This is a genomic window from Pseudomonas sp. CYM-20-01, assembly GCF_023169845.1.
GTDB classification, from domain to species: Bacteria; Pseudomonadota; Gammaproteobacteria; order Pseudomonadales; family Pseudomonadaceae; genus Aquipseudomonas; species Aquipseudomonas azotoformans.
Genome location: NZ_AP025169.1, coordinates 4,773,061 through 4,789,442 on the forward strand (window position 1 = coordinate 4,773,061; position 16,382 = coordinate 4,789,442).

Below are 16,382 nucleotides of genomic sequence, written 5' to 3' on the forward strand. Positions count from 1 at the left end.
TCGAACTTTACAGCGATTGCCACTCGACGGACTTCATAATGATTCCAGAGAAGCGCTGACAAACTCAAGCCCCAACTCAGCATCTAATGCAGCCCCATGGCTACCAATCATCCAGCCCCCCTGCAAGCCGAGCCTGACGTACACTGAAAGCCGCGGACGACCACCCGGCTCTGTGTTAGAGATCGCCACTCGCGATCGCCCGCGCAGCCGCCACGACTGGGGGGAAATTGGGGATATCGTCTCAATACTCCGCGCTGAAATACTGCGCTAGAGCCAAGTCAAAATGTTCTTCGGTTATCGCTCCCGTGAATATCCAGAAAAATCGTCGAAAATGCTGATGGATGTCGATGCCATCGACATGCTGAGATAATTCGCTGAAAACGTAATAGATCACGATGCCGTCGACAGATGTCGGAGCCACCAGGATCCAGAATATTCGTGGGAGTAAATGTGGGAGTATTTTTTCAGACATGAAAAAGCCCAACCTTCCCAGATTGGGCTAATTCATTGAATTATATGGTCGGGACGGAGTGATTCGAACACTCGACCCCTAGCACCCCATGCTAGTGCGCTACCGGACTGCGCTACGCCCCGACTAGGCGTGTTACTGGGTTTGCTTCTTGACGAAGCGAACCGGAATATACCGCAAGCTTTTGAAATGTGGAAGTATTTTAAAAGCCGGAATTACTTTTTCAGAACCACCAGCACATCTTCGAGTTCGGCGATCATCTGGCGGATCATTTGTTTGTATTGGGTGGTGTCGTCTTTGGCTTCATCACCGGACATACGCTGGCGCGCGCCGCTGATGGTGAACCCCTGGTCGTAGAGCAACGCGCGGATCTGTCGGATCATCAGCACATCCTGGCGCTGATAATACCGACGGTTCCCGGTGCGTTTGACGGGGTTGAGTTGAGGAAACTCCTGCTCCCAATAGCGCAGCACGTGCGGTTTTACCGCACAGAGCTCGCTGACTTCACCAATGGTGAAGTAGCGTTTGCCTGGGATGACGGGTAGCTCGTCGTTATGACTTGGTTCCAGCATAAGCCTCAACTCGGGCCTTCAACTTCTGCCCTGGACGAAAGGTGACCACACGGCGAGCCGTGATCGGGATTTCTTCTCCCGTTTTTGGATTGCGGCCAGGCCGCTGGCGTTTGTCCCGCAGGTCAAAATTGCCGAAACCGGACAATTTGACCTGTTCGTTGTCTTCCAGAGCGTGTCTGATCTCTTCAAAAAACAGCTCGACCAATTCCTTGGCCTCGCGCTTGTTCAGACCCAACTCTTCGTACAGACGTTCCGCCATCTCAGCTTTCGTCAAAGCCCCCATACGTCACTTCCTTAACGTGGCGTTCAACCTTTGTTCGAGCGAGGTGAGGATATTTTGTGTCGTGGTATTCACCTCATCGTCATTAAGAGTGCGCGATGGATGCTGCCAGGTCAAGCCAACTGCAAGGCTTTTTCTATGCGGATCAATACCTTTACCCTGATAGACGTCAAATAGCCTGAGGTCTGTCAGCCATTCCCCTGCATTTTCACGAATTACATCCAGAACGGCAGTGGCGGCTACTTCACGATCGGCAATCAGCGCCAGGTCACGACGCACTTCAGGGAAGCGCGACAGCTCGCTGAATTTAGGCATTTTGCCCGAAGCCACTTCAGCCAGGAGCAGTTCGAACACAAATACCGGACGATCAAGACCGAGGGTTTTCGACAATTCAGGGTGAATGGCGCCGACGAAGCCTACCAAACGCCCTTCGCGCTCAACGCGTGCAGTTTGGCCCGGGTGCAACGCCGGGTGGCTGCCTGGTACGAAGGTGAACGCGTCCAGTGCACCGGCAAAGCCCAGCACCGCTTCCACGTCAGCCTTGACGTCGAAGAAGTCCACGGCATCGCGGCCCTGCGCCCAACCTTCGGGCAGGCGGCTACCGCAAACAACACCGGCCAACATCGGCTCTTGCTTCAAGCCATCCAGTTGACCAACGAAACGCAGGCCACTTTCGAACATGCGCACACGGTCTTGCTGACGGTTCAGGTTATGGGAAAGTGCTTTCACCAGGCCTGGCCACAGGGACGAACGCATGGCTGCCATGTCGTTGGATATCGGATTTGCCAGCAACAGCGGCTCGACGCCCGGGTTGAACAGTTCGAACTGCTTCGGATCGATGAAGCTGTAGGTCACGGCTTCCTGGTAGCCACGGGCAACCAGCAGGCGACGCAGTTCAGGCAAATGCGCACGCGCCTCGGCCTTAGGTTGCGGCGCCAGACGCGCTTGCGGGTAACGAACCGGCAGGCGGTTGTAGCCGTAGAGGCGAGCCAGCTCTTCGATCAGGTCGACTTCCAGGCTGATATCGAAGCGATGGCTTGGTACTTCAACGGTCCACTGCCCTTCCCCGCCTGCGGAAATACCCAGGCCGAGGGCGGACAACAGTTGCTCGATTTCAGCCGGTGCGATCACCAGGCCGAGCATCTGCTCGACGCTTTTGGCGCGCAGGGTGATCGGCGCAACCGACGGCAGGAACTGTTCATTGACGGTTTCGGTGATTGGGCCGGCTTCGCCGCCGGTGATTTCCAGCAGCAGGCCAGTGGCGCGCTCCATGGCTTCACGGGCGAGGTTCCAGTCCACGCCGCGCTCATAGCGGTGCGAGGCGTCGGTGTGCAGGCCATAGGAACGGGCCTTGCCGGCAATAGCGATCTGATCGAAGAATGCGCTTTCGAGGAATACGTCGCGAGTGGTCGCAGATACGCCGCTGTGCTCGCCACCCATCACGCCGGCAATTGCCAGGGCGCGGGAGTGGTCGGCGATGACCAGGGTATCGGCACGCAGGCTGACTTCCTGACCATCGAGCAGCACCAGTTTCTCGCCTTCTTCTGCCATGCGTACGCGGATGCCGCCGTTGATTTCGGCAAGGTCGAACGCGTGCAGCGGTTGACCCAGCTCCAGCATCACGTAGTTGGTGATGTCGACGGCAGCGTCGATGCTGCGCACGTCAGCACGACGCAGGCGCTCAACCATCCACAGCGGGGTTGGCTTGGACAGGTCGACGTTGCGGATTACACGGCCCAGGTAACGCGGGCAAGCGTTGGGTGCCAGCACGTCGATCGGACGTACTTCGTCGTGCACAGCGGGTACAGCAGCAACGGCCGGACGCGTGACCGGGGCGTTGTACAACGCGCCCACTTCACGCGCCAGGCCGGCCAGGGACAGGCAGTCGCCACGGTTCGGAGTCAGGTCGACCTCGATGCTGGCGTCTTCCAGTTCCAGGTAAACGCGGATGTCCTGGCCCACGGGCGCGTCGGCCGGCAGTTCCATCAGGCCATCATTGCCCTCGCCGACTTGCAGCTCGGCCTGGGAACACAGCATGCCATTGGACTCGACGCCACGCAGCTTGGCTTTCTTGATCTTGAAGTCGCCTGGCAGCTCGGCACCGATCATGGCGAACGGGATCTTCAGGCCCGGGCGCACGTTGGGCGCTCCGCACACGACCTGGAAGGTTTCCGCGCCATTGCTGACCTGGCACACACGCAGCTTGTCGGCATCCGGGTGCTGTTCGGTGCTCAGCACCTCACCCACCACTACGCCACTGAAAACACCGGCCGCCGCAGTAACGCTATCGACCTCAAGACCGGCCATCGACAAACGAGCAACCAGCTCGTCGCGACCTACCTGCGGGCTTACCCAGCCACGCAGCCATTGTTCACTGAATTTCATCCTGCTCTCCTAAAGATTCGTTACGACTAGCGAAATTGCGCGAGGAACCGCAAGTCGTTGTCGAAGAACAGACGCAAGTCGTTCACGCCGTAACGCAGCATGGCCAGACGCTCTACACCCATGCCGAAGGCAAAGCCCGAGAATTCTTCCGGATCGATGCCGGACATGCGCAACACGTTGGGGTGAACCATGCCGCAGCCCATCACTTCCAGCCAGCCGGTCTGTTTGCAGACGCGGCAGCCTTTACCGCTGCACATCACGCATTCCATATCGACTTCAGCGGACGGCTCGGTGAACGGGAAGAACGAAGGACGGAAACGCACCGCCAGCTCCTTCTCGAAGAACACCCGCAGGAATTCTTCGATGGTGCCCTTGAGGTCGGCGAAGTTGATGTCGCGATCAACCAGCAGGCCTTCGACCTGGTGGAACATCGGCGAGTGGGTGATATCGGAGTCGCTGCGGTACACACGGCCTGGGCAGACGATGCGGATCGGCGGCTTGTTCGCTTCCATGGTGCGGACCTGTACCGGCGAGGTATGGGTGCGCAACAGCATGTTCGCGTTGAAATAGAAGGTGTCGTGCATCGACCGGGCCGGGTGGTGGCCTGGGATGTTGAGCGCCTCGAAGTTGTGATAGTCGTCTTCGACCTCAGGGCCTTCGGCAATGCCGTAGCCGATGTGGGTGAAGAACTGTTCGATACGTTCCAGAGTCCGGGTGATCGGATGCAGGCCACCCGAGGCCTGACCACGGCCAGGCAGGGTTACGTCAATGGACTCGGCGGCGAGCTTGGCCGCAAGATCGGCCTCCTCGAGCGACGCCTTGCGTGCATTGAGCACCTCTGTGACACGCTCCTTGGCGACGTTGATCAGCGCACCGACTTGCGGACGCTCTTCAGCCGGCAAATTCCCCAGGGTCTTCATCACCTGAGTCAATTCACCTTTTTTGCCAAGGTAGTGAACCCTGATTTGCTCCAGGGCATTTACATCTTCAGCGCTTTGCACAGCCTCAAGGGCTTGAGCGACGAGCGCGTCCAGGTTTTCCATGTACAGACTCCAGATACAAAATAGGGGAAGAGCTTGAAGGCTCTTCCCCTATTTATGACGTTTAACACCTTGGGCTACAGAGTAACCCAGGGTGACTGTCGGGGGTACTTAAGCCAAGGTGGCTTTAGCTTTCTCGACAATCGCAGCAAACGCCGCTTTTTCGTTCACTGCCAGATCAGCCAGAACCTTACGGTCGATCTCGATGGACGCTTTTTTCAGGCCAGCAATGAAACGGCTGTAGGACAGACCGTTAACACGTGCACCGGCGTTGATACGAGCGATCCACAGAGCGCGGAACTGACGTTTTTTCTGACGACGGTCACGGTAGGCGTATTGGCCTGCCTTGATTACCGCTTGCTTGGCAACACGGAATACGCGTGAACGCGCGCCGTAGTAGCCTTTAGCAAGTTTCAGAATTTTTTTGTGACGCTTACGGGCAATGACGCCACGCTTTACACGAGCCATGAGTTACTTCCTCTATTCTTGATCCAAAAATTAACGAAGGCGCAGCATGCGCTCGACTTTTGCCACGTCAGACGGATGCAGCAAGCTGCTACCGCGCAGTTGACGCTTACGCTTGGTCGACATTTTGGTCAGGATGTGGCTCTTGAAAGCGTGCTTGTGCTTGATACCGTTAGCAGTTTTCAGAAACCGCTTAGCAGCACCACTTTTAGTCTTCATCTTTGGCATGTTCGGATACTCCGCATTCAGTTGATAAACATAATCAGAAGGCCTGCCGTGCCCTGTTGATTACTTCTTCTTTTTCGGGGCGATGACCATGATCAGCTGGCGTCCTTCCATCTTAGGATGCTGTTCGACCGAACCGTACTCGAGCAGGTCAGCTTCAACCCGCTTGAGGAGTTCCATCCCCAGCTCCTGGTGGGCCATCTCACGGCCGCGGAATCGCAAGGATACCTTGGCCCTGTCCCCATCACTCAGGAAACGTACCAGGTTGCGCAGTTTTACCTGGTAATCCCCTTCCTCCGTCCCTGGACGAAACTTGATTTCTTTTACTTGAATCTGCTTCTGGTTCTTCTTCGCCGCAGCAATCTGCTTCTTCTTCTCGAAGATCGACTTGCCGTAGTCCATCACCCGGCAAACAGGCGGGACTGCGTCGGCGGAGATTTCCACCAGGTCCAATTTGGACTCTTCAGCGATACGAAGCGCTTCATCAATCGAGACGATGCCAATCTGCTCGCCGTCAGCGCCAATTAACCGAACCTCGCGTGCCGAGATATTCTCGTTGATCGGGGCTTTCGGTGCAGCTCGTTTATCTTGTCTCATTTCACGCTTAATAATAATTACTCCGAATCTGGGCGACCACGCCGGGAAACCGCTTGCGCGAGGAACTCAGCGAACTGGGCGACGGGCATCGAGCCCAGGTCAGCACCTTCACGAGTACGCACAGCGACAGTCTGCATCTCGACTTCCCGATCTCCGATAACCAAAAGATAGGGAACCTTGAGCAAAGTATGCTCGCGGATTTTAAAGCCGATCTTTTCATTTCTCAAGTCGGACTTGGCACGAAATCCGCTTTCGTTGAGTGTTTTTTCAACCTCAGCGGCAAAATCTGCCTGTTTATCAGTGATATTCATGATCACTGCCTGGGTCGGAGCCAGCCACGCAGGGAATGCACCCTCGTAGTGCTCGATCAGGATCCCGACGAACCGTTCGAACGAGCCAAGGATCGCCCTGTGCAGCATAACCGGGTGTTTACGGCTGTTGTCTTCGGACACATATTCAGCGCCCAGACGGATCGGCAGGTTAAAATCGAGCTGCAGGGTACCACACTGCCAGACGCGGCCAAGGCAATCTTTCAGCGAGAACTCGATCTTCGGACCGTAGAAAGCGCCCTCGCCCGGCTGCAGATCGTACGCAAGGCCCGCACTGTCGAGCGCAGCGGCCAGTGCAGCTTCGGCGCGGTCCCACAGTTCGTCGGAGCCGACGCGTTTTTCCGGACGAGTGGACAGCTTCATCTCGACGTCGGTAAAGCCGAAATCGCGATATACATCCATGGTCAGCTTGATGAACGCGGCGGATTCAGCCTGCATCTGCTCTTCGGTGCAGAAGATGTGGGCGTCGTCCTGAGTGAAGCCGCGCACGCGCATGATGCCGTGCAACGCACCCGATGGCTCGTTACGGTGGCAGGCACCGAATTCAGCCAGGCGCATCGGCAACTCGCGATAGCTCTTCAGGCCCTGGTTGAACACCTGCACGTGGCACGGGCAGTTCATCGGCTTGATGGCGTAATCGCGGTTTTCCGACTGGGTGGTGAACATGTTGTCGGCGTAGTTGGCCCAGTGCCCGGATTTCTCCCACAAGCTGCGGTCAACGACCTGGGGTGTCTTGATCTCCAAGTAGCCGTTCTCGCGCTGAACCTTGCGCATGTACTGCTCAAGCACCTGGTACAGGGTCCAGCCGTTCGGGTGCCAGAACACCATGCCCGGCGCTTCTTCCTGGAGGTGGAACAGGTTCAGGCGCTTGCCGATCTTGCGGTGGTCGCGCTTTTCGGCTTCTTCGATGCGCTGGATGTAGGCCGCCAGCTGCTTCTTGTCAGCCCAGGCGGTGCCGTAGATCCGCTGCAGTTGCTCGTTCTTCGCGTCGCCACGCCAGTAGGCGCCGGACAGTTTGGTCAGCTTGAAGGACTTGAGAAAGCGTGTGTTCGGCACGTGCGGGCCACGGCACATGTCGACGTATTCTTCGTGGTAGTACAGGCCCATGGCCTGCTCGTCCGGCATGTCTTCCACCAGGCGCAGCTTGTAGTCTTCGCCACGGGCGGTGAACACGTCGATCACTTCGGCACGCGGCGTGACTTTCTTGATCACGTCGTAGTCTTTTTCGATCAGCTGGTGCATGCGCTGTTCGATGGCCGCCAGGTCGTCCGGAGTGAAAGGACGCTCGTAGGCGATGTCGTAATAGAAGCCTTCGTCGATGACCGGGCCGATCACCATCTTCGCGGTTGGGTACAGTTGCTTGACCGCATGGCCAATCAAGTGCGCGCAAGAGTGGCGAATGATCTCCAGCCCCTCTTGATCCTTGGGCGTGATGATTTGCAGGCTGGCATCGGAGGTGATCAGGTCGCTGGCATCGACCAGCTTGCCGTCGACCTTGCCGGCTACGGTAGCCTTGGCCAGGCCTGCACCAATGGATGCGGCGACCTCGGCTACGGAAACCGAATGATCGAATGAACGTTGACTGCCGTCGGGAAGAGTAATAGTTGGCATGGCGCCTCCTCTCCTAGTGGTGACCCCTACCAAAGGTCACGTGGGTTGGGATGAGCCAGTACAAGATCCAACACCAGGCCGTTCAATGATGAACGCCTGCCTTACAGCGGCAGGAGCCTTTCGGCCAACCGATAATCGAACCAGAGTGACTGGAGTGAGCTAAAAAGAACATGGCAAGGCGGCAATTGGCGCGCCTGGAAATAGCCAAGCGCAAGATGCTAGCACAGATGAACGGTCATCGCGGCGCTGCTATCTTGTGTAACGACAAAATCCGCGCTTTATAGCCGCAAAAGTGAACTTGAGCTGTACGCAATGCCTCAAACCCACTGAGAATCGCCGTTCGTCCTCGACCCAAAGGAGCATCCTCATGATGCGTTTTACCTCTACCCTCGCTCTCGCCGCTTCCCTGACCCTCCTTTCCCTCGGTGCACAGGCAGCCGCCCCGTCGAACTGGCCAGCCGGTGCCCGTGACAGCTTCGTCAACGACTGCAGCGCAGCCGCCAGCCAGAACGTAGACGTCAAGACCGCCAAAGACCACTGCGAATGTGGCGCTGACAAAATCAATGCCGAATTGAGCACTGCAGAAATCAAGGAACTCATGACCAACCCGAACGCCAAGCCTGAGCTTAAAAACAAAGCGGTCGCGGCTATTTCGTCCTGCAAAGTCGTGAAGAAAAAGTAAGATCGGCCACAGATCAGACGGCTTTTTATCGGGCAAAACAGCCTGAAAACTGCCATTTCTCACAAAATACGCAGCTTTTACGGCTTTTTTTACCAGTTGATATTTCGAGCGAAAGCCCCGTAGATCGGGGCTTTCAGCCGGGACAGGTATTAAACGCAACGCTATTGATTAGCAAACAATGCCTTGGGGGGGCTCCCAAGCCGAACATTTCGACTATGATAGCCCGGTGTGCCCAGTTGGCCTGAGCAGCACAGCACTACTGAAAATATATGTTTCTTGGAGATACACCATGTCTAATCGCCAAACCGGCACCGTTAAATGGTTCAACGATGAAAAAGGCTTCGGCTTCATCACTCCTCAAGGTGGCGGTGACGACCTGTTCGTACACTTCAAAGCTATCGAAAGCGACGGTTTCAAAAGCCTGAAAGAAGGCCAAACCGTTTCCTTCGTGGCTGAGAAAGGCCAAAAGGGTATGCAAGCTGCACAGGTTCGCGGCGAGTAATTCTCCGCTGAGCTAAAAAAACCCCGTCCATGTGACGGGGTTTTTTATGGGCACTGCAAAAGCCTTGAGAGACTTAGCCGCAATTGACCCGCGTGATCACCAGGTTGTCATCGGTGTTCAGGTTGAGGCGGTCGGAGCGGTATTCCAGGGTGATCATGTCGTTAGGCTTGAGGATACGTGCGTTCTGCGCACCGGCACGGGTACGCGCCTGTTCCAGCAACTGGGGCGAGGCTTTCTGGCCGATGGTGAATTCGGCGGCTTTCGACTCACAGCGGCTATGACCGGCATCGGCCACGGCGGCGTCTTTGGCTGGCTCAGAGGCACCCGGGGTGCTGCAACCCGCCAATGCGAGTGCCGCCAACAAAGTACCGAATGATGCGAGCTTCCAAGGCATGAAGCCTCCTATGATAAAAAATGGACAGAGATCGTGCGACAGCGATTGGGCGGATTGGTTTCAAGACGTAAACCGCCGCCGGGCAAGTTTGCCTGAGTCGGGACAGGCATTCGCCCGCTCAATCGTGACCGGATATGAATGTGCTCAGTAGATGTCGATGTAGTCGAATGCCGGCTTCGGCCAGTTTTCCTTCAGAGCATTGAAGATCTGTGTCACCCAGACTTCATCACTGGCGGCAACATTACCTACGTATCCGGAGCCCTTGGCCCAGGTCTCCAGGCGAAACAGCAGGCCGTCGATATCCACGCCACCTACAACCCTTCCTGAAGAGATATAGGCGATTCCGGCCTTGGTCACCCGCAACTGGGCATGTTCGTCGTCACTGGCACTGGCGAGAAGCTGGCGCACATTCGCCAGTGTCAGGTTCTCGGGGTTGTTCAAATCGATCTGCACGTGGTGTCCCCGGCAATTAAACAGGCGGACAGTGTCGCACAGCAGTAACGTCATGCCGAACCGCCCCATGCCTAAGTATCAGTGCCAAACGCAATGCAAAATGGTTAACTGGCCGGGTAAGAACCGCGTTCCAGCGCATTGCCCTGTATTTTCAGCCCCGTGAGACCTTCATGACCACCGTAACGCTCCAAGCCGATATCAAAGCCAAGTGGCCCCAAGGACAAAGCTCATACAGCCCCGGCAGCCCAGAGGAATTGGCGATTATCGGCATCGACCTGCTGGTCAAGGAACTGGGTACGCAGGCAGCGCAAGCGTTCATCGGCCAGATATTCGAGAAATACCCGGCCGATCACATGGGGGCACACGACCCCGAGCGCGAATAAGAACCGGCTGGCGCACGCCGACCGGTCAACCCATTACTTCAGACGCGCCAGGCGCTCGGTCAGCAGATCGAAGAAGCCCTGGGCATCACCGTTCTCCACCCAGAACGCGTTCTTCGGTTGTTTCAGGCCGTCGTACCAGTCGACGATGGTCTGGCCGAAGGTTGGACCTTCACGGCTATCCACCACCACATTGACTTCACGACCGCTGAACAGCGAAGGCTTGAGCAGGTAAGCCACGACGGTGGCGTCATGCACCGGGCCGCCGGGAATGCCGTAGTGCTCCATGTCGCCCTTGACGTATTCATTGAGAATATCGCCAACCACCTTGCTCGCGTTGTTCTTGAGGTCGGCGATCTTTTTCAGGCGGGCTTCGCTGGTCAGTACCTTGTGGGTCACGTCCAGCGGCAGGTAAGTCAGCTTGACGCCGCTCTTGAGCACAATTTCAGCCGCAACCGGGTCGGCGAACAGGTTGAACTCCGCCACCGGCGTGATATTGCCGCCGTTGAAGTGCGCGCCGCCCATCACAACGACCTCCTTGATGCCCTGGGTGATTTCCGGTGCCTGGGTCAGCGCCAGCGCCAGGTTGGTCTGCGGGCCGAGCATCGCGATGGTGATGCTGTGCGGCTTGGCAGTGCTGAGGGTCTTGATCAGGTAATCAACCGCATTGCCGTCAGCCAGGCCCTTTTTCGGCTCATGCACGGTGACGCCGGAAATGCCTTCCTTACCGTGAATATTCTCGGCGTAGATCGGCGTGCGCAGCAGCGGTGCGGGCGCACCAGCGTACACCGGGATGTCCTCGCGCCCCGCCCACTCACGGGCCAGGCGTGCATTGCGGGAGGTCTTGTCCAGGCGCACGTTGCCGGCGACGGTGGTGAGCGCGCGAATGTTCAGCTCATCCGGGGAGGCCATGGCGAACAGCAATGCGACCACATCGTCAGCACCTGGATCGGTGTCGATGATCAGGTCGATTTTTTCCGCCGCCTGGGCGCTTGCAGCAGTGAGCGCAGACAAAAGCAGGACACTCCGGAACAGGTTTTTCAGGGTTGGAAGACCATATTGCATAAAACACTCCTTGTCGTTGAGAACGCTAGAACGTTACGCCGGACACCAGCGCGATATTGCAGTAGGGCTGGCATTCACCGGTGCGCACTACCGCGCGCGCGTTGTGAGTGAGCTGCTTGAATTCGTCATGGCTGACCAGACGCCGCTCACCGATGGCCGCCTGTTCTGTGAGCGCATTCAGCTCGGCCAAAGCCGGTGGTTGCTTGAGCAGGATTTCTTCCGCCAGCACATGGCGTTCAACCTGCATCTCGCTGAGCACGATACGCAAGGTGCTGATGAAATCCGGGATGCCCTGGGTCAACGCCAGGTCGATCAGCTCGACACCCGGCGGCACCGGCAGGCCAGCGTCACCGATCACGAGGATGTCACCATGCCCAAGCGAGGCGATCACGCGCGACAGGGCAATATTGAGCAGAGGTGTCTTTTTCATGAGGGCACAAAACCTTGTACGTCGTGCAGCGTTGGAATAGAGGGTTGCGCACCGGCGCGGGTGACCGACAACGCCGCCGCGACCTGGCCAAAACGAATGGCCTCGGCCTCGCTCTTGCCGTTGGCCAACGCCGCCGCAAAGCCACCGACGAACGTATCACCCGCTGCCGTTGTGTCTACCGCCTTGACCTTGGGCGCAAGCAGGTGCTCGAAATTCAGGCCGTCGGTAAACAGTGCGCCCTGGGAGCCCAAGGTAATGATGACTTTGCCGGCGCCCGCCTGGATCAGGTGGGTGGCCGCAGCCTTGGCACTGTCAATGGAGTCGACGGCCACACCACTCAGTGCGGCAGCTTCGCTTTCATTGGGTATCAGGTAATCAATCGAGGCGTACCACTCAGCCGGCAACGGCGCGCTGGCCGGTGCAGGGTTGAGGATCACCGTCTTGCCCAGCTCACGACCGCGCTTGAGGGCATAGCCCACCGTATTCATCGGCACTTCCAGCTGGCAGACGATCACCTCAGCCGCCTGCAGCACCGCATCAAACGCCTGCAATGAGGCTGGCGTCAGTTCGCCGTTACTGCCCGCCACGATCACAATCGCGTTCTGGCTGCTGTCATCGACCACGATCAAGGCCACGCCACTGGAACCGTCCACGGTGCTGACGGCCTGGCAATCGATGCCTTCCACCACCAACGCATCGCGCAACTGGATGCCATAGGCATCGCTGCCGACACAGCCGATCATCGACACATCGGCCCCCAAGCGTGCGGAGGCTACCGCCTGGTTCGCACCCTTGCCACCAGGCACGGTTGAGAATGTCTGGCCGATCAAGGTTTCACCGGCACGGGGCAACCGGCTGGCACGGGTGACCAGGTCCATGTTCAAGCTGCCTATTACCACTACTTTTGCTGGCATACATCAGTACTCATCAATTCGGTTCAGCGGTATTGGGCGAACGTACCGGAGACAGGTGCCGTCGACTCACGCAACACGATGCTCGGCGTCACGATGCGTTGATCAATCGGCATTTGGGGTGTTGCAATTCTTCGCAGTAAAAGTTCGGCCGCCGTCTCGCCCAGTTGCACGATCGACTGCCCGACCGTGGTCAGCGCCGGGTAGACGTAACGGCTCATTTGAATATCATCGAAACCGATCACCGACAGCTCACCCGGTACGCGGATATTGCGCTCTGCCGCTGCACGCAACACGCCAAAACCAATCATGTCGTTACTGGCAAAAATCGCACTGGGCGGGTTTTGCGCCAGCAAATGCACAGCGGCGGCATAACCGCCCGTGCTGGTGAAATCGCTTTCCTGGGTGCGGTTGGCGGCCACCTCGACACCGGCCTCTCGCAGCGCACGGTGATAGCCCGCCAAACGCATTTGCGCGACACGGGTATGGGCAGGGCCGCCGATGCAAGCAATGTCGCGATGGCCCAGTTCGAGCAAGTGCCGGGTCGCCAGATAGGCGCCCTCCTCGTGATCGATACGCACCAGGTCCACATCAATGCCATCCAGCGCCCGGTCGACAATCACCATGGGCGTGCGCACCGCGCTCAAGCCAGCGGCAAGGCCACTGTCGTCACCGCCCACCGAGGTCACGATCAAGCCGTCGACGCGCTTTTCCAACAGCACGCGCAAATAGTTGCGTTGCTTTTCAGCATTGTCGTCGGAGTTGCAGAGGATCACGCAGTAGCCGTTACGCTCGCAGTAATCCTCGATGCCGCGAGCCAATTCCGCAAAATACGGGTTGAGGCTGTTGGGCACCAGCAAACCGATCGTGGCCGTGGTCTTGGCCTTGAGTGAGCGCGCGACGGCACTGGGCACATAGTCGAGCTGCTTGATCGCCGCTTCAACCTTGATGCGCACCGGCTCACTGACCGGGCGAGTCTTGTTCACCACATGGGACACCGTGGTGTAGGAAATACCCGCAAGCGCTGCCACATCCTTGATCGTTGCCATAGGTCAGCCCCGCCGACTGGCGCGCTGGCTGCGGTAGGTGTCGAGGACCACGGCGATCACGATTACGGCACCGGTGATGATGCGCTTGGTCGGTTCCGTGGCCCCGATCTGCGCCAGGCCAGCCGCCAGTACCGAAATAATCAACACACCAAAGAAGGTACTGATCACCGAGCCGCGCCCGCCCATCAGGCTGGTGCCGCCGATCACCACTGCCGCAATCACTTGCAGCTCCAGGCCGGAACCGGCGTTCGGGTCCGCCGCTTCCAGGCGCGAAATCTGGAACAGCGCCGCCACGCCGGCCAGCAGGCCCATGAGGCTGAACACCAGGATCTTGTAAGGTTTTGGATTGATCCCCGCCAGGCGCACAGCCTCTTCGTTGGTGCCGATGCCGATCAGGTAGCGACCAAACACAGTGCGGGTGAGCACCAGCTGCGCGGCGATGATTACCAGCAACGCGATGATGAACGACGGTGAAATACCAAAGGCAATCGGGTTGGACAGCCAGGCAAACGAATCCCCGATGTAAGCGGTGCGCGAGCCGGTCATCTGGTATGCGACGCCTCGGGCCATTTCCAGCACGCCGAGGGACACGATGAACGATGGTATGCGCCAGGCCACGGTGATCGAGCCGGTGATGGTACCGGCCAACGCCGCGCAGCCCATGCCCAGCACGGCAGCCGGCAACACGCTCCAGCCCCAGCCGAGGATCGCTACGCTGACGGCCGATGCAGCCAGTGCCAGCACCGAGCCCACCGACAGGTCGATCCCACCGATGATCAGGATGAAGGTCATGCCCACCGCCAGTACCATCAGGTCCGGAATCTGGTTGGCCAGGGTGCTGAAGGTGTCATAGGACAGGAAGTGATCGCTGAGCACCGAGAACAGCGCAATCATCGCCAGCAAGGCACCCGCAAGACCCAGGTAGGTGCCCAGGCCATAGAAGTTGCCGCCGGTCTTGCCAGGGGAAGTTGTGGTTTTCATGGGGTATCCCTAAGCACTGCGTCGTTGAGCAGCGCATCACGTTTCTGATAGCCAGCAAAGGCGGCGGCGAGCAATTCGTCCTGGGTCCAGCTGTCGCGCTCGAAGGTCTCGATCAAGCGCCCGGCGGACAACACGCCGATGCGGTCGCAGATCAGCATGAGTTCACGCAGATCACTGGACACCACCACCAGCGCTTTGCCCTGGCGGGTCAATTCGCCCAGCAAGGCATAAATATCGAACTTGGCACCCACGTCGATGCCGCGGGTTGGCTCATCGAACAGCATCACCGAGCAGTCGCGCTCCAGCCAGCGGCCAATCACTACCTTCTGCTGGTTACCGCCGGACAGTTCGGAAACCAACTGCGCCGGACTGGAACTGCGGATGCGCATGGCGTCGATCTGACGCTTGGCCAAGGCGGTCTCGTCGCGGCTGTTGACCACGCCACCGCCGGAGATTTCCGGCATGTTGCCCAGGGCAATGTTGGCGCTGATGGACTGGGTCAGCAGCAGGCCCTCACCCTTGCGGTCTTCGGTGATCAGGGCAATACCGTGGCCCACCGCATCCACGGGCGAGCGGATGCTCACCACCTGGGCTGGCGAACCAAGCGCCACGGTGCCGCTGTCGGCCAGGTCGGCGCCGAAGATCAGGCGCAACAACTCTGTACGACCGGCACCTATCAGGCCGGAGATACCGTAGATCTCACCGGCGCGCACTTCAAAGGACACGTCGCGGACCTTGTCCGAGCGAGTCAGGCCTTTTACCGTCAAGGCCGGACCACCAATGGAGCGCGGGCCCAGGTCGATGTGCTCGCCCAGCTCACGACCGACCATCAAGGTGACCAGTTGCTCACTGTTGTAATTGGCCATCGGCTCGACACAGACCAGTTTGCCGTCGCGCAGTACCGCAATGCGCTGGGCAACACGGGCCAGCTCTTCCAGCCGGTGCGAAATGTAAATGATCGCCACGCCCCGGGCCTGCAAGCGGGTGATTTGTTCAAACAGCATCTCGACTTCACGGGCCGTCAGCATGGCCGTGGGTTCGTCAAGGATCAGTACGTGGCAGTCGCCGATCAGGTTGCGGGCGATTTCGACCATTTGCTGATGGCCAATACCCAGGCTGCCAACCAGCGTGTCCGGATCGATGGCATCCAGCCCGACCTGGGCCATGGCCTCGATTGCAGCCTTGCGCAGTTGCTTGCGGCTGATCCAGCCACAGTGGCTGGGCAGGTTATCCAGGAACAGGTTTTCGGCAACAGTCAGTGTCGGCAGCAGGTTGAGCTCCTGCATGACCATACGCACGCCCAACTCTTCAGCCTGGGTGCGGCTGCCAGGGCGAAAATCCTGGCCGTTGAACTGCATGTGCCCGGTAGTCGGCGTGACCAGCCCGCCGATGATCTTCGACAAGGTACTTTTGCCTGCGCCGTTCTCTCCGGTCAGCGCCAGCACTTCCCCGCGATTGAGCGTCAGGGTGATGTCGGACAGAACCGGTTGGGCATAGGTCTTGCCGATACCGCTGACCGAGAGGACAGCGTTCGGGGCGGAAGATGACATAGGAAAATCTCC

At 58.4% G+C, this 16,382-nt stretch carries 19 protein-coding genes and 1 tRNA gene; 3 read left to right on the forward strand and 17 right to left on the reverse strand.

Annotated features, from left to right (window positions below):
- Positions 1–517: 517 nt before the first annotated feature.
- The 9 genes from M2497_RS21440 to thrS all read right to left on the reverse strand — a co-directional run bounded on the left by M2497_RS21440 (position 518) and on the right by thrS (position 7,973).
- A tRNA-Pro gene (locus M2497_RS21440) sits at positions 518–594 on the reverse strand.
- 90 nt (positions 595–684) lie between these two features.
- The gene (locus M2497_RS21445) at positions 685–1,041 is read right to left on the reverse strand and encodes a MerR family transcriptional regulator (protein WP_010209127.1); all 357 of its coding nucleotides are present in this window, start codon (positions 1,039–1,041) and stop codon (positions 685–687) included.
- Positions 1,022–1,324 carry an integration host factor subunit alpha gene (gene ihfA, locus M2497_RS21450; RefSeq protein ID WP_002553164.1) on the reverse strand — a complete coding sequence of 101 codons (303 nt, stop codon included), beginning with the start codon at positions 1,322–1,324 and terminating at the stop codon, positions 1,022–1,024. Before ihfA ends, M2497_RS21445 begins: the two co-directional genes overlap by 20 nt.
- 3 nt (positions 1,325–1,327) lie before the next feature.
- On the reverse strand, positions 1,328–3,706 hold the full coding sequence (gene pheT / locus M2497_RS21455; protein ID WP_248483036.1) for a phenylalanine--tRNA ligase subunit beta: 2,379 nt from the start codon (positions 3,704–3,706) through the stop codon (positions 1,328–1,330).
- 26 nt (positions 3,707–3,732) lie between these two features.
- The gene (gene pheS, locus M2497_RS21460; protein WP_003192486.1) at positions 3,733–4,749 is read right to left on the reverse strand and encodes a phenylalanine--tRNA ligase subunit alpha; all 1,017 of its coding nucleotides are present in this window, start codon (positions 4,747–4,749) and stop codon (positions 3,733–3,735) included.
- Positions 4,750–4,857: 108 nt separating this feature from the next.
- Positions 4,858–5,214 (reverse strand): 50S ribosomal protein L20, encoded by a 357-nt coding sequence (gene rplT, locus M2497_RS21465; RefSeq protein ID WP_002553161.1) that lies wholly within the window; start codon positions 5,212–5,214, stop codon positions 4,858–4,860.
- A 30-nt stretch (positions 5,215–5,244) separates the two neighbouring features.
- Positions 5,245–5,439 carry a 50S ribosomal protein L35 gene (gene rpmI, locus M2497_RS21470; protein WP_002553160.1) on the reverse strand — a complete coding sequence of 65 codons (195 nt, stop codon included), beginning with the start codon at positions 5,437–5,439 and terminating at the stop codon, positions 5,245–5,247.
- Positions 5,440–5,499: 60 nt separating this feature from the next.
- A complete protein-coding gene (gene infC, locus M2497_RS21475; RefSeq protein WP_169850653.1) occupies positions 5,500–6,051 on the reverse strand; it encodes a translation initiation factor IF-3 in 552 nt (183 codons plus the stop codon).
- Positions 6,051–7,973 carry a threonine--tRNA ligase gene (thrS, locus tag M2497_RS21480; RefSeq protein WP_248483038.1) on the reverse strand — a complete coding sequence of 641 codons (1,923 nt, stop codon included), beginning with the start codon at positions 7,971–7,973 and terminating at the stop codon, positions 6,051–6,053. The genes infC and thrS overlap by 1 nt, the downstream gene beginning before the upstream one ends.
- Positions 7,974–8,340: 367 nt before the next feature.
- Between thrS and M2497_RS21485 the strand changes: the two genes are divergently transcribed.
- A complete protein-coding gene (locus M2497_RS21485; protein WP_081049314.1) occupies positions 8,341–8,655 on the forward strand; it encodes a hypothetical protein in 315 nt (104 codons plus the stop codon).
- A 289-nt stretch (positions 8,656–8,944) separates the two neighbouring features.
- Positions 8,945–9,157, forward strand: coding sequence for a cold-shock protein (locus tag M2497_RS21490; RefSeq protein WP_003234260.1), 213 nt, complete (start codon positions 8,945–8,947; stop codon positions 9,155–9,157).
- A gap of 73 nt (positions 9,158–9,230) precedes the next feature.
- On the opposite strand, the gene M2497_RS21495 is transcribed toward M2497_RS21490, so the two are convergent.
- Both M2497_RS21495 and M2497_RS21500 read right to left on the reverse strand, forming a co-directional pair.
- A complete protein-coding gene (locus M2497_RS21495; protein ID WP_025857833.1) occupies positions 9,231–9,551 on the reverse strand; it encodes an I78 family peptidase inhibitor in 321 nt (106 codons plus the stop codon).
- 144 nt (positions 9,552–9,695) lie between these two features.
- A complete protein-coding gene (locus M2497_RS21500) occupies positions 9,696–10,004 on the reverse strand; it encodes a hypothetical protein (RefSeq protein ID WP_071492213.1) in 309 nt (102 codons plus the stop codon).
- A gap of 170 nt (positions 10,005–10,174) precedes the next feature.
- Between M2497_RS21500 and M2497_RS21505 the strand changes: the two genes are divergently transcribed.
- Complete coding sequence (locus M2497_RS21505) at positions 10,175–10,387, forward strand: hypothetical protein (RefSeq protein ID WP_010209115.1); 213 nt, start codon at positions 10,175–10,177, stop codon at positions 10,385–10,387.
- Between the two features lie 33 nt (positions 10,388–10,420).
- On the opposite strand, the gene M2497_RS21510 is transcribed toward M2497_RS21505, so the two are convergent.
- From M2497_RS21510 to M2497_RS21535, 6 genes are read right to left on the reverse strand one after another with little or no spacing between them, the layout of a single operon-like run.
- On the reverse strand, positions 10,421–11,449 hold the full coding sequence (locus tag M2497_RS21510; RefSeq protein WP_179029782.1) for a nucleoside hydrolase: 1,029 nt from the start codon (positions 11,447–11,449) through the stop codon (positions 10,421–10,423).
- A gap of 25 nt (positions 11,450–11,474) precedes the next feature.
- Positions 11,475–11,879 carry a D-ribose pyranase gene (rbsD, locus tag M2497_RS21515; protein WP_248483040.1) on the reverse strand — a complete coding sequence of 135 codons (405 nt, stop codon included), beginning with the start codon at positions 11,877–11,879 and terminating at the stop codon, positions 11,475–11,477.
- Positions 11,876–12,793: a ribokinase gene (gene rbsK / locus M2497_RS21520; protein ID WP_248483042.1), complete on the reverse strand. Its 918-nt coding sequence runs from the start codon at positions 12,791–12,793 to the stop codon at positions 11,876–11,878. The genes rbsD and rbsK overlap by 4 nt, the downstream gene beginning before the upstream one ends.
- Before the next feature lie 23 nt (positions 12,794–12,816).
- Complete coding sequence (locus M2497_RS21525; protein WP_248483044.1) at positions 12,817–13,839, reverse strand: LacI family DNA-binding transcriptional regulator; 1,023 nt, start codon at positions 13,837–13,839, stop codon at positions 12,817–12,819.
- Between the two features lie 3 nt (positions 13,840–13,842).
- Positions 13,843–14,820 carry an ABC transporter permease gene (locus M2497_RS21530; RefSeq protein WP_010209107.1) on the reverse strand — a complete coding sequence of 326 codons (978 nt, stop codon included), beginning with the start codon at positions 14,818–14,820 and terminating at the stop codon, positions 13,843–13,845.
- Positions 14,817–16,370 (reverse strand): sugar ABC transporter ATP-binding protein, encoded by a 1,554-nt coding sequence (locus tag M2497_RS21535; protein WP_058426259.1) that lies wholly within the window; start codon positions 16,368–16,370, stop codon positions 14,817–14,819. The genes M2497_RS21530 and M2497_RS21535 overlap by 4 nt, the downstream gene beginning before the upstream one ends.
- Between the last annotated feature and the right edge of the window lie 12 nt (positions 16,371–16,382).